The sequence below is a fragment of the Buchnera aphidicola (Artemisaphis artemisicola) genome (assembly GCF_005082365.1).
GTDB lineage: Bacteria > Pseudomonadota > Gammaproteobacteria > Enterobacterales > Enterobacteriaceae > Buchnera > Buchnera aphidicola_AR.
On record NZ_CP034900.1, the window covers coordinates 448538 to 462678 of the forward strand.

Annotated in this window: 13 protein-coding genes and 1 pseudogene; 2 read left to right on the forward strand and 12 right to left on the reverse strand. The window is 24.7% G+C overall.

Features of this window, described 5'->3' with window-relative positions; all coding sequences use genetic code 11:
• The first annotated feature begins 6 nt into the window (after positions 1-6).
• Together eno and queE are read left to right on the forward strand one after the other, a co-directional pair.
• The gene (gene eno, locus D9V59_RS02110; RefSeq protein WP_158364638.1) at positions 7-1311 is read left to right on the forward strand and encodes a phosphopyruvate hydratase; all 1305 of its coding nucleotides are present in this window, start codon (positions 7-9) and stop codon (positions 1309-1311) included.
• 118 nt (positions 1312-1429) lie between these two features.
• A pseudogene (gene queE, locus D9V59_RS02115) lies at positions 1430-2088 on the forward strand (7-carboxy-7-deazaguanine synthase QueE).
• Between the two features lie 23 nt (positions 2089-2111).
• Here the strand turns inward: queE and queD are convergent.
• The 12 genes from queD to D9V59_RS02175 form a co-directional block, all read right to left on the reverse strand.
• Positions 2112-2474 (reverse strand): 6-carboxytetrahydropterin synthase QueD, encoded by a 363-nt coding sequence (queD, locus tag D9V59_RS02120; RefSeq protein WP_158364639.1) that lies wholly within the window; start codon positions 2472-2474, stop codon positions 2112-2114.
• 48 nt (positions 2475-2522) lie between these two features.
• Complete coding sequence (locus D9V59_RS02125) at positions 2523-3500, reverse strand: peptidoglycan DD-metalloendopeptidase family protein (protein ID WP_158364640.1); 978 nt, start codon at positions 3498-3500, stop codon at positions 2523-2525.
• A 50-nt stretch (positions 3501-3550) separates the two neighbouring features.
• Complete coding sequence (gene ispF, locus D9V59_RS02130; protein WP_158364641.1) at positions 3551-4036, reverse strand: 2-C-methyl-D-erythritol 2,4-cyclodiphosphate synthase; 486 nt, start codon at positions 4034-4036, stop codon at positions 3551-3553.
• Positions 4037-4049: 13 nt separating this feature from the next.
• On the reverse strand, positions 4050-4763 hold the full coding sequence (ispD, locus tag D9V59_RS02135) for a 2-C-methyl-D-erythritol 4-phosphate cytidylyltransferase (RefSeq protein WP_158364643.1): 714 nt from the start codon (positions 4761-4763) through the stop codon (positions 4050-4052).
• Positions 4764-4798: 35 nt separating this feature from the next.
• Positions 4799-5032: a septum formation initiator family protein gene (locus D9V59_RS02140; RefSeq protein ID WP_158364645.1), complete on the reverse strand. Its 234-nt coding sequence runs from the start codon at positions 5030-5032 to the stop codon at positions 4799-4801.
• 47 nt (positions 5033-5079) lie between these two features.
• Positions 5080-5697 (reverse strand): adenylyl-sulfate kinase, encoded by a 618-nt coding sequence (cysC, locus tag D9V59_RS02145; protein ID WP_158364647.1) that lies wholly within the window; start codon positions 5695-5697, stop codon positions 5080-5082.
• Between the two features lie 13 nt (positions 5698-5710).
• Positions 5711-7117 carry a sulfate adenylyltransferase subunit CysN gene (gene cysN / locus D9V59_RS02150; protein ID WP_158364649.1) on the reverse strand — a complete coding sequence of 469 codons (1407 nt, stop codon included), beginning with the start codon at positions 7115-7117 and terminating at the stop codon, positions 5711-5713.
• 21 nt (positions 7118-7138) lie between these two features.
• The gene (cysD, locus tag D9V59_RS02155; protein ID WP_158364651.1) at positions 7139-8047 is read right to left on the reverse strand and encodes a sulfate adenylyltransferase subunit CysD; all 909 of its coding nucleotides are present in this window, start codon (positions 8045-8047) and stop codon (positions 7139-7141) included.
• A gap of 42 nt (positions 8048-8089) precedes the next feature.
• Positions 8090-9475 carry a siroheme synthase CysG gene (gene cysG / locus D9V59_RS02160; RefSeq protein WP_158364653.1) on the reverse strand — a complete coding sequence of 462 codons (1386 nt, stop codon included), beginning with the start codon at positions 9473-9475 and terminating at the stop codon, positions 8090-8092.
• A gap of 356 nt (positions 9476-9831) precedes the next feature.
• Complete coding sequence (locus D9V59_RS02165) at positions 9832-10566, reverse strand: phosphoadenylyl-sulfate reductase (protein ID WP_158364655.1); 735 nt, start codon at positions 10564-10566, stop codon at positions 9832-9834.
• A 15-nt stretch (positions 10567-10581) separates the two neighbouring features.
• Positions 10582-12291: an assimilatory sulfite reductase (NADPH) hemoprotein subunit gene (cysI, locus tag D9V59_RS02170; RefSeq protein ID WP_158364657.1), complete on the reverse strand. Its 1710-nt coding sequence runs from the start codon at positions 12289-12291 to the stop codon at positions 10582-10584.
• Positions 12291-14090: an assimilatory sulfite reductase (NADPH) flavoprotein subunit gene (locus tag D9V59_RS02175; RefSeq protein WP_158364659.1), complete on the reverse strand. Its 1800-nt coding sequence runs from the start codon at positions 14088-14090 to the stop codon at positions 12291-12293. Before D9V59_RS02175 ends, cysI begins: the two co-directional genes overlap by 1 nt.
• Positions 14091-14141: the final 51 nt, after the last annotated feature.

Consider the following 14141-nt stretch of genomic DNA (forward strand, 5'->3'; position numbering starts at 1 on the left):
TGAAAAATGTCAAAAATTATTAAAATTATAGCTCGTGAAATAATAGACTCTAGAGGAAATCCTACTGTAGAATCTGAAGTACATTTAGAAGGAGGTTTTGTTGGACTAGCTTCTTCTCCTTCCGGAGCTTCTACAGGTTCTTTAGAAGCCATAGAATTACGAGATAATGATCAAAAAAGATTTATGGGTAAAGGAGTACAAAAATCTGTTTTATTAATAAATCAAGAAATATCACAAGCTTTAAAAAATAAAAATGCTATAAATCAAAGTGAAATTGATAATATTATGATTGATTTAGATAGTACATTTAATAAATCTAAACTAGGTGCAAATTCAATTTTATCTGTATCTTTAGCAGTTGCAAAAGCAGCTGCTTTATCTAAAAGAATGCCCTTATATCAACATATTTCAGAAATCAATAATACACCAGGTGTTTTTTCTATGCCACTTCCTATGATTAATATTATTAATGGAGGAAAACATGCTAATAATAATATTGATATTCAAGAATTTATGATTCAACCTGTGAGTGCAAAAACAATAAAACAAGCTATTCAAATGGGATGTGAAATTTTTCATTCATTAGGTGCACTATTAAAAGAAAATAATATAAGCACAACAGTAGGAGATGAAGGAGGATATGCTCCAAATTTAAAATCTAATGAAGAAGCCCTGAATCTTATTCAAGAAGCTGTACAAAAAACTAACTACAAACTAGGAAAAGATATAAGATTAGCAATAGATTGTGCTGCTTCAGAATTATACAATAAAAATACAAAAAAATATGAGTTAAAAGGAGAAAAAATTCGATTTTCTTCAAAAGAATTTACACATTATTTAGAATCTTTATCAAATAAATATCCTATTTGTTCAATAGAAGATGGACAAGATGAATCTGATTGGAAAGGGTTTTTATATCAAACAAATATACTAGGTCATAAAATGCAACTAGTAGGTGATGATTTATTCGTTACAAATAAAAGCATTTTAAAAAAAGGCATTCAAAAAGGAATTGCTAATTCTATATTAATTAAATTAAACCAAATTGGAACTTTAACTGAAACTATTGAAACAATAAAAATTGCAAAAAAAGCAAATTATTCCATTATTATTTCTCATCGTTCTGGTGAAACAGAAGATACTACCATAGCTGATTTAGCTGTTGGAACATCATCAGGGCAAATTAAAACTGGTTCTATGAGTCGTTCTGATAGAACTGCAAAATATAACCAATTAATTAGAATTGAAGAGATTTTAGGTAAAAAAAATGCACCTTTTAAAGGTTTAAAAGAAATTAAATCAGCAGTCTAATTATATATATAAAATATAGTTAATATATTAAAAAGAATCAGGTATTTTAAATACATGCCTGTTTCTTATTAAAAAAATGTTTTAAAAAAATAAAATTTTATAATTAATCAGGAAAATTATGTATTATCCAATTAACGAAATGTTTCAAACAATACAAGGTGAAGGATATTATACTGGAACTCCAGCAATCTTTGTTCGATTACAAGGCTGTCCTGTTCATTGTCAATGGTGTGATACTAAATATACATGGCAATGCTTAAATATAAACCAAATTTCTTATGAGGAATTAATAAATAAAAAAATATCAAATCAAAAATGGAGTTCTATTCATATTACAAAAATAATTTCAAATATAAAAAAAAAAAATGGACTGCTAGACATGTAGTAATTACAGGAGGAGAGCCATGTATGCATGATTTATCATGTCTTACTAAAGAATTAGAAAAACAAGGATATCAATGTCAAATAGAAACAAGTGGCACACAATCAATTAAGTGCTCTTTAAAAACTTGGGTGACTGTGTCTCCTAAAAAAAATCAAAATACATTACATCAAGCAATATTGCGTTCTAATGAAATTAAATATCCAGTTTTAAATAAAGAAGATTTATTGTATTTAGAAGAAATTTTGATGACTGTAAAAGATAAAAAAAAACATCTTATTTCTTTACAACCTATAAGTCAAGATGAAAAATCTTTAAAAATTTGTATAGAAACATGTACAATAAAAAATTGGCGTCTTTCAATACAACTTCATAAATATCTTTCAATAAAATAACATTTTATATGATAAAAACTTTTTTAATTCCCTTTATAAACACAACCAGATGTACAAGTTTCTTTAATCATTATAGCACTTAATATAGTTAGACGAGGCTTTAATTTTTCCCAAATCCATCGAGCAATATTTTCACTAGTTGGATTTTCTAAACCAGGTATTGCATTTAAAAAATGATGATCTAATTGATCATAAATAGGCTTGAATATTAATTTAAGATCAGCATAATCTATTATCCATCCATTTTTTTGATCAATTTTATCTTCTATTTCTAATCGAACTAAAAAAGAATGACCATGCAATCGTCTACATTTATGTTTTTTAGGAACATATGGTAAATAGTGCGCAGCCTCGAAATAAAAATCTTTAAATATAACAGTTTTCATGTGTTTTAAAAAAATATAATTTTTATAGTAAAAAATAAGAAATAATTTCTATTTTTTAACATTAGGTAAAATATCTAATGGATTTATAGAATTCCCTTTATAACGTATTTCAAAATATAATTGTGGTATTTTTTTTTCAGGAGATAATCCCATAGTAGCAATTTGTTGTTTTGCATATACTTTTTCTTTTGGTTTTACTAAAACTAAATCATTGAAACCATAAATACTAAAATAATTTTCATTATGTTTGATAATAATCAAGCGACCATATTTTTCAAATGATTCTATAACACATAAAACCTCTCCTGCAGCTGCAGAAAAAACTGGTTGTCCTTTAAAACCAAAAATTTCTATTTTTACATTACCTTCTAATGAATCTTCATAAAAATATTTAATTTGTTCGCTTTGAATAGGCCAATTCCAATGATTATCAAAAATAAAAGATTTTAATCTTACAAGATTATTATTTTTTTGCAAATCTTTATTGCAAAAAAAACATATTTTAGTATTATAAAATATACTTTTATTTAAAAAATTTAAAACACTTAATGGCGTTTTAAAAAAATCACAAAAATGATAAGATTTTATAGAATTAAGTTCTGAAGTAATAATAGAACAATTATCTATATTTTTATTGATAAATACATCTCCTACCCAAATTTTTTGACCTATAATTATTTTATAAGGTTTTTTGATAAAATTAGCTTCAGCTAATTCATGATAATTATTTCCAGATTTTTTACTGATAGAATATAAAGTATCTTTTGATTTTACTATATAAAATATCTTAAATTTATTTTGTTCAAAAAAACCAATAAAATTATTATTACTAATAATGATTTTTTGTTTTTTAAAAGAAAATATTTTTGTTAATTGTAAAAATGAAAAACACTCATTTTTTTTAGAAAAAATTAAAGTTTTTACATTTTTTTTTTGTGAATAAATATTTAAATTATTTTTATTTAAAATAGGTGAACTAAATGAAAAATTATTAAAAAAAAATAAAAGAAATATTAAAAAAAACATTTTTATAAAAAAAAATTTAATTTCATTAATCTTTCCATTAAAATTTATTATTACTTGATTTTTTTAGTTCTTTTAAGTATCAAAACAGTTTGGCAAGCAATTCCTTCCTGTCGTCCAATGCATCCTATTGTTTTGGAAGTCGTAGATTTAATACTAATTTGATCTATTTTAGTATTAAGATCTAATGATAAATTTGATCTCATAAAATAAATATAAGGCGATATTTTAGGACTTTCTGCAATAATTGTAATATCAATATTAGAAATAATATAACTTAACAAGTTAATTTTTTTCCAAATTTTTTTAAGTAATATTCTACTATCAATATTTTCATACGTTTTAATATTACTTGGGAAAAAACTTCCAATATCGCCCATCGCTGTTGCACCTAATAAAGCATCTATTACGGAATGAATCAATAAATCACCATTAGAATGAGCTATTAATCCTTTATTATAAGGAATTAAAACACCACCGATAATTAATGGTTTGATACTTCCGAAAGCATGAAGATCAAAACCATAACCAATTCTCATGAATATATCCTTTTTATTTATTTATATTAAAATCTTGTAAATAAAATTTTGCGAGCAGCAAATCTTCAGGCCAAGTAATTTTAATATTTCTACAGCTTCCTATAATCAATAATGGATGATAGCCATAATATTCTAATGCTGACGCTTCATCTGTTATGCTAATATTATTACTAACTATTTTTTTTAAACAGTTTCTTAACAAATTAATTCGAAATAATTGAGGAGTAAAAGCATGCCATAAATTTTTTCTATGTATTGTATAAAGTATTTTTTTTTGACTAGAATTACTATATTTTATAGTATCTGATACAGGTTTACCTAAAATTGCACCTACTGGATTTTTTTTAATAACAGATATTAATTTTTCTAAATCTTCATAAGTCAAACATGGACGAACAGCATCATGAATTATAACCCAATCTGCGTCTGTTTCTATTATTAATCCTGATAAAACTGAATTAATTCTTTTTTCGCCACCTATAACAGAAATAATACGAAAATCAGAAGATATAGATAATTGATGAAAATAACTATCTTTTTTATGTAAACTTACAATTATACGAATTATATTAGGATGTAATAGTAATGTTTTTAAAGTATATTCAAGAATAGTATAGTTTTTTATTTTTATATATTGTTTTGGCACGTTTGTCTGCATTCTACTTCCTATTCCTGCAGCTGGTACAATAGCTATAATTTTTGGTTGAAAAACATTAACCAAGATCATTTTATATCCTAAATAATACTAAAAAATTTTTTTGTTTAAAATGATTTGTTTGTATCATCATATTGTTTGTTACTTTGAATATGATTATTTAAATTTTCAATATCTTTCATAATTTGATTGTTACGGATATCAAGATCATCATTATTTTTTTTTTGTATTTTTACTTTTTTATATATCTTTATATAATCTAAAATACCGTTTTTTCCAAACCATAAAGAATATTGCAGCCAGATTAATAAACATAACAAAAACATTTTCAATGTTTTCATATTTTCTCTAATTTTATTAAAAATAGATATTTTAAAAATCAATATGTTTAATTTAAAAAAGATATTATTTTGATATTATATAACATATTAATTATTTTTTTTGAATTTTCTTCTAAAGAATTTGTTCCATCTATATGGATATCAGGTTTATCTGGAACTTCATACATAGATTGAACACCTGTAAAATCATATATCTCTCCAAGATGTGCTTTTTTATATAATTTTTTAGGATCCCGCTTTTCACAAATATGAATTGGAGTATCAATGAATATTTCTATAAAGTTTTTTTTTCCTAACATGTTACAAATCATTTCTCTTTGATCTCTATAAGGTGAAATTACTGATACTAATATTATCATGCCAGTATCTAGCATTAATTTAACTACTTCTCCAAGACGTCTAATATTTTCTTTTCGATCAACTATACTAAAACCTAAATCAGAACATAGTCCTGATCTGATATTGTCACCATCTAATAAATAAGTATAAATTCCATTTTTAAATAATATTTCTTCTAAAAAATTAGCAATAGTTGATTTTCCTGAACCTGATAATCCAGTAAACCATAATACTATTGATTTATGACCATTTTTTTTTTCACGTTTTGTTCGTGTAATAGAATATTTTTGCCAGAAAATATTTTTTTGAAAATTTTTATTCGTCATTATTAGATTCCTTTTATACACATAATTTAGATAACTTCCAATGTGGAAAATATTTTGAAATTAAGTCATGCAAATCTGATTCGAAATTATTTTTATTAGTTGATGATATTATTTGTTTTTCTTTTAGATTATTTTTAACCATTCCCGCTCCTACTGTAATATTTGTTAAAATATCAATAAAAATCATACTTCCTGTCATTCTATTATCAATATAACTATCAAAAAAAACAGCTTCATTAAATACAACTTTAATTTGACCAATACTATTTAAAGAAAGAGAAGTACTTTGTTTTTTTATTAAAGTATTAATATCTATTTTAAATAATATTTCTTTTATATAAACACGTACTTTCTTGCAAGATAACTTTACATCATATGATTGTCCTATTAATAATTTATTATTTGTCATCCAAACAACGTCGAGAATAGCTTCTTGAGAAGGTTTTAAACTAGAATTAATATTTACAAGAAAATCTCCTCGATTAATATCTATTTCATTTTTTAAAACAATTGTAATTGCTTGACCAACAGTCGCTTTTTTTAAATCTCCATCAAAAGTTACAATACGAGAAACATGTGAATTGATATTAGAAGGCAATATTTTAATAGGCTGTCCGATTTTAATTTCACCAGAAACTAACATTCCAGAATATCCACGAAAATTAGAATCAGGACGATTTACATATTGTATTGGAAATCTTATTTCTTTTGAATTAACATGATCTTGAATTTTAATTGTTTCTAAAATATTTAATAATGTATAACCATCATACCAAGGCATTAATTTTTTTTTAAAAACAATATTTTCACCAATTAAAGCAGATATAGGAATAAAAATAATATTTATATTATCAGGAAGTTTTTTTGAAAAAAGTAAAAAATTTTTTTTTATTTTTATAAATATTTCTTCTTTATAATCTACTAAATCCATTTTATTAACAGCAACGATTAAATATTTAATACCTAACAAAGTAGAAATAAAACTATGTCTATATGTTTGTTCGGACAATCCTTTTGTAGCATCTACTAATAAAATAGATAAATCACATGTTGATGCTCCTGTAACCATATTACGAGTATATTGTTTATGACCAGGAGTATCTGCAATAATAAATTTTCTTTTATAAGTTGAAAAATAACGATAAGCCACATCAATTGTAATGCCTTGTTCTCTTTCAGATTGAAGACCATCCACTATAAGTGCAAGATCAATTTTGTCTCCTTGTGTTCCATGACGTTTACTATCAATATATAAAGAAGATAATTGATCGTTATAAATTTGTTTAGTATCATGTAATAAACGACCAATTAATGTACTTTTTCCATCATCTACACTTCCACATGTTAAAAATTTTAATAAAGTTTTCTTTTGATTGATATCAAACCATTTTTGAAAATTATCTTTTATATTAATATTCATCTTGTATATTCATCCTATATATTAAAAATAACCTTGTCTTTTTTTAAGTTCCATAGAGCTTTTTTGATCATAGTCAATAGCTCTTCCAGTTCTTTCACTAGTTTTCACTGTAACAGTTTCTTTGATTATATCTTCAAGATTTGTAGCTTCTGATTCAATTGCGCTAGTTAAAGGCCAGCATCCTAATGTACGAAATCTAATCATTTTGTTTTTAATAACTTCATTAGAACGAATATTGATACGTTTATCATCAACCATAATTAATAATCCATCTCTTTCTAATACAGGACGAACAGCAGCAAAATAAAGAGGAACAATTTCAATTTTTTCTAAAAAAATATATTGCCAAATATCTAATTCAGTCCAATTAGAAAGGGGAAAAACACGAATATTTTCTCCTTTATTAATTTTTCCATTGTAATTCCACCATAATTCAGGACGTTGTTTTTTTGGATCCCATTGATGATATGAATCACGAAAAGAATAAATGCGTTCTTTTGATCTAGATTGTTCTTCATCTCGTCTAGCTCCACCAAAAGCTGCATCAAAATGATATTTATTTATAGCTTCTTTCAATCCTTCTGTTTTCATTATATCAGTATACTTACTTCCTCCATGCTGGAAAGGATTTAAATCTAATAATTTACCTTTTTCATTTAGATGAACTATTAATTCTATTTTGGAAGTATTAGCAATATAATCTCTAAACATATACATTTCTTTAAATTTCCATCCTGTGTCTATGTGAAGTAAAGGAAATGGAACTCTTCCAGGATAAAAAGATTTTTTTGCTAAATGCAACATTACTGATGAATCTTTTCCAATAGAATATAACATGACAGGATTTCGAAAATCTGCCATTACTTCTCTCATAATATAAATACTTTCTGACTCTAATTGACGTAAATAAGTAGTATTATTTTTAAACATTATTTGTCCTTGCATTAATTTTATTAATAAAAAGATGTAATCTTATAACATATGTTTTTCATTTTGAAACCATGATAATTTTTTATGCAAACTAACAACATCTCCGATAATCAATAAAGAAGGAGTTATAAAAGATTTAATTATTTTATCTATTTGATCTAAAGAACTAATAATTACTTTTTGATTAAAAGTTGTTCCTTGACTAATAATAGCGACAGGAGTTGATTTTAAACGACCAAAAAAAATCAATTTTTTAGAAATCTCTAATGCTTGTAAAGTCCCCATATATATTACTAAAGTATAAGAAGAATCAGATAAAATTGACCAATTATTTAAAAAACCATCATTAGATTTGTGACCTGTAATAAATATAACACCTTGAGAATATTTTCTATGTGTCAATGGTATTCCTGCATAAGCTGCAACTCCTATTCCAGAAGTAATGCCTGGAACAACTTGAAAATTAATACCAGCCTTTTTTATAGCTTCTATTTCTTCACCACCCCGTCCAAAAATAAAAGGATCTCCTCCTTTTAAACGTACGACTTTTTTCCCTTTTCGAGCTAATAATATTAATAATTGAATAATTTTATCTTGAGTTATTGTTTTAAAACCACAACGTTTTCCTACACAAATGCGTTTAGCATCACGACGAATTAAATCTAAAACATCTTGAGAGATTAAATAATCGTGTAAAACTACATCTGCTTCTTGCAGGATTTGTAATCCTCTTAAAGTTAGCAAACCGCTATCCCCAGGACCTGCTCCAACTAAAATAATTTCACCTATTAATATATTATTTGAATTGATATTTTTTTTTAAAATGCCAATAGCTTCTTTCTTCTTTCCATTAAGTATATGTTGCACAAAAATACTTTTAAATAATCTTTCCCAAAAATTTCGTCTTGCTATAGGATGAACAATTTTTTTTTTAACAATTACTCTCCATTTTCCTGCAAGTTTAGCAACATTACCTATTTTCATAGGTAGTATAGACTCTATTTTTTCTCTTAAAAAACGTAATAATACTGGAGCAGTACCTCCAGAAGAACAAGCTACAACTATAGGAGAACGATCAATAATAGAAGGAAAAATAAAAGAACATTTTGTTTTATCATCTACTGTATTTACGAATAAATAACGTTTATTGCATGATTTAAATATATACTTATTCAAGTTTTTATCATTAGTAGCTGCAATTACTAAAAATATTCTATTTAAATATGATAAATCAAATTCTTTTGCTATCCAGTTTACTTTTTTTTTATTAATAAGATATTTTATTTCTGAACTTACTTCTCTGGCAATAATATTAACTATAGCTTTTGCACGAAGCAGCAAAATAATTTTATTAAAAGCAACTTCTCCAGCACCAACAACTAAAATAGGTTTAGATTGTAAATCTAAAAAAAGAGGAAGATAATTCACAGTTGCCTTATTGTAAAATACAAGAATATTAATAGATTAAAACCATTCTAAATTTAAAAAGTGTCTATAATATATATACATAGAAAATTATAATAAATATTATTTAAAAAAATTTTAGTAATTATTAATATAATAACAATTTGTTTTATTTAATTAATAAAAAATTTATCTAAAACAATATGTATTTTTATTAGAAACTTTTAAGTTGATAAAATAGTGTATTATTAAAAATATAAATTATGCGTTTCATTATTTTAAATAAATATCTATAGTATAGTAAAAGATATAGTAAAAAAATAAATATTTTATTTAATAAGTCTATACAAAAAAAATTATTACAACTATTTTTAAAAAAATTAATTTTCATGTAAACCACATTCACGTTTTAAACCAAAAAAGCGAGTATCTTCTTCTAACATTCCGGGCATATGTTTTGTACTCATATGCACATCTCCTACAGAAGAATATCCTTTTTTAAATAAAGGATGAATGTCTAAATTATTTATTTTTAAATAATTATTTACTTGATTATTAGACCAATCTAGTATAGGTAATATTTTAAAAATGTTTTTTTTAATAGCAAGATACGGTAATGAATTACGACTTTTTGACTGTACGTGACGTAAACCAGAAAACCATGTTTTTGCTGATAACTTCTTTAAAGCATAATTCATGGGCTTTACTTTATTCATATTATTATAAAAATCGATACCCTTAATTCCTTGTTCCCATAACTTTCCATATCGTGCTTCTTGCCATGCTGGAGATATTTTTGATCTGAAAATTTTTAAATTAAGATTAAACTTTTTGGTTAATTTATCAATAAATTTATATGTTTCAGAAAATAAATAACCTGTGTCAATTAATACAACAGGAATATTTGGGTTTTGCTGTATTATAAGATGTAGTAACACAATTGATTGAATTCCAAAACTAGATGTTACAATATGGGTAATAGGTAAATTTTTTAATGCCCAAGAAATACGATCCTCTGCTGAATAATTTGCTATTAAAGCATTAGATTCATTCAAAATTTTTTCTTTTTCTTCAATATTTAATAAATTAAAATTTTTATTATTAAATATATACATAAAATCGTCTCCATACTAATTCCAAAAATCAAGAATAGGATTAATAATTTCTTTAACAATACCTTTTCTAATAACAAAATCTCCAAAATCTTCTTTTTCTTTTCTTTGAGTAGACCACAACTCAATTAAATGTTCTAAATGAGTAAATATTTCATTCTCAGTAATATTTTCTTTATAAATTTTTGGAATTCTACTGCCTATTCTATTTCCTCCTATATATAAATTATATCGACCTATAGATTTCCCAATTAAACCAATTTCAGCTAATAAAGATCGTCCGCAACCATTTGGACATCCAGAAATACGAAAAATTATCGTTTCGTTTTCTACATGATATTTTAACATGATATTTTCTAATTTAGTGATAAAAGAAGACAGAACACGTTCCGCTTCAGACATCGCCAAAGGACAAGTTGGAAAGGAAACACATGCCATTGCATATTTACGTAAATTAGTTATTTTATTTATTAATCCATAAGATAAAGCGATTTTTTCTATTTTACTTTTATTTTTTTCAGATACTTCAGAAACAATTATATTTTGATTAGAAGTTAATCTGAAATTACCTTCATGAATTTTTGCTATTTTTGATAATCCAGATTTTAACAATTGATTATTATTATCATATATACGTCCATTAGGAATAAATAATGTTAGATTCCAATTATTATTAATATCTTTAATCCAACCAAATCTATCGCCTCTACTTATAAAATTATAAGTACGAATTGGTTCAAGATTTACATTTGATCGTTTTTCTACTTCTCTTTTAAAAGCACTTAAACTAAAGTTATGTATAGTATATCTAGTTTTTGCATTAGAGCGATCAGTACGATTACCCCAATCTCTTTGTGTGGTAACTATAGCTTTGGCTACAGATAAAGTGTCTTTTATAGAAATATAACCTATTTCTCTAGCAAGAAAAGGCCATGTGTTTTTGTTTCCATGAATAAAAGATAAACCTCCTCCTATTAAAACGTTAAAACCAATAATTTTTTTATTTTTAGTAATAGCAATAAAATTCATATCATTTGCATACAAATCTACATCATTGTAAGGTGGAACTACTACTGTTGTTTTGAATTTTCTTGGTAAATAAGTTTTTCCTAAAATTGGTTCTTTATCTGTTGTAGCAATTTTTTTTTGATCAAGCCAAATTTCTGCGTAAGCTTTAGTTTGAGGTAATAAAAAATTTGAAATTTTTTTAGCCCATTCATAAGCTTCCTGATGAATTAAAGATTCCATAGGATTAGAAGTACAAAGAACGTTTCTATTTACATCATTAGCAGTCCCTAATGAATCTAATTCTATATCTTGTAACATTTTATGTGCATCTTTTAATTTTTTCTTTAAAATACCATGAAATTGAAAAGTTTGACGATTCGTCAGTCTAATCGTGCCATATAATGTGTATTGACTAGCAAAATTGTCAATTTTTAACCATTTTTTTGCTTTAATAATTCCACCTGGTAATCGGCAACGCAACATCATAGCATAACGTGGTTCCAATTTTTGTTCATTACGTTCTAATCTTAAATCACGATCGTCTTGCTGATACATGCCATGAAATCGAATTAATGAAAAATTATCTCCACTAAAACCATTAGTTATTTCATTTTTTAAATCATCAATAATTGTACCTCTAAGATAATTACTATTATATTTAATACGTTCTGCATCAGTCATTGTTTTTTCTAAAACTATTTTTGAATTATTTTTTTTCATTAATATACATCTCTTTTATAACGTTGATTTAAACGTAAATTATTTAAATATTCATCAGAATCTTCAAGATTCATTCCACCATGAATACTAATGATATCTAATAATGCTTTTTCAACATCTTTTGCCATTTTAGAAGCGTTTCCACAAACATAAATTGCAGCTCCTTCTTCTATCCAAGACCATATTTCCTTACCATTTTCTCTAATTTTATGTTGTATATATATTTTATAGTCTTGATCTTGAGACCAAGCTAAGCTCATTTTAGTAAGAAGTCCTTTCTTTATGTATTGTTGCCATTCTATTTGATATAAAAAATCTTCAGTAAAAGTAGGATTTCCAAAAAAAATCCAATTTTTTCCATTAGATCCATCATTATCTCGTTGCTGCATGAAAGCACGAAATGGAGCAATTCCTGTTCCTGAACCAATCATTATAATTGAAGTTTTTTTATTGTTAGGTAATCGAAAACGCTCATTAGGTTCAATAAAACATTTAATTGTATCATCAGATTTTAAATATTGAGAAAGATAACCAGATGCTCCTCCTAAATGGCAATAATTAGAAATAATTTTTTTAACAACTCCAACTGTAATATGAATTTCATTATCAATTTCAGCTTGAGATGAAGAAATAGAATATAATCTTGGAGTTAACGGACGTAGAAAACTAATTAATTGTCCAGAAGATATTTTTGATGGAAAATTATTAATCATATTAATTAAAGGAGTTTTAGTAGCATAATTTTGTAAATTTATATCATTATTTATAATGTCATTTAAAAATTTATTTTTTGCAAAATTAGCATAATTTTTTACAATACTTTTAGTATTAGTAGTTAATTCAAAATTATTTATTAAAGCATTGATAATAGTTGTAGTTTTATTTTTAATTTTAATAATATCAGAGGTGTTAATAGAAAGTGATTTAAGTATATTTTTAACTAAGTTAATATCATTTTTATACCAAACTCCAAGTGCATCTCCAGGTTTATAATTAATATTTAAATTACTAATATCAATCTCAATATGATGTACATCTTTTTTAGAATATCGACCAGTTATTTTTTGATTTGTTAAAATAGTAGCTTTAGCAGGATTTATTTTCGTATAATTAGATTTTACAATTGTAGATGATTCTTCTTTATTAGATATTGAAGATTTAGAAGTTAAATTTTTATTATTAATAGAAATTAATAATTCTTCAGACCATTTATTGTACATTTCTTCATATTCAATATCAGCATCACGTCGATCTAATAAAGAATGAGCACCTAATTCTTCGAATCTTTTATCAAAAATTTTTCCTGCATGACAAAATAAATTATAAGATGTATCTCCCAATCCAAAAATACTATAATATAAATTATTTAATTTTGGAGCTTTATTAGACATTATAAATTTATGAAAAGATAATGCCTCTTCTGGAGGTTCTCCTTCTCCTTGAGTAGAAATAATTAAAATTAATATTTTTTCATCTTTTATTTTTTTAAATTTATAATCACAAGCATTAATTAAACGAACGATTTTATTATTTTTTTTTAAATATTCATAAAGACGTTGAGATAATAACTTAGCATTTCCAGTTTGAGAAGCAGAAATAATAGTTATAATTTGATCTTGATTATCAATTAAATTATTTTTATTAGATAACAAATCAGAATCATGATTAGCAATGTTCCAAAAATAACCTGATAACCAAGCAAATTGAATATTAGAGCAAGTTTTTTCGAGTTTTTTTAAATAATTTAACTGTTCTGAATTTAAAGGAAGTACCAAATCAAGCATATTCTTATTTTTCATTATACTAGAAATCCAAATTTTATTATATTAAATACTAAATATTTTTAATTA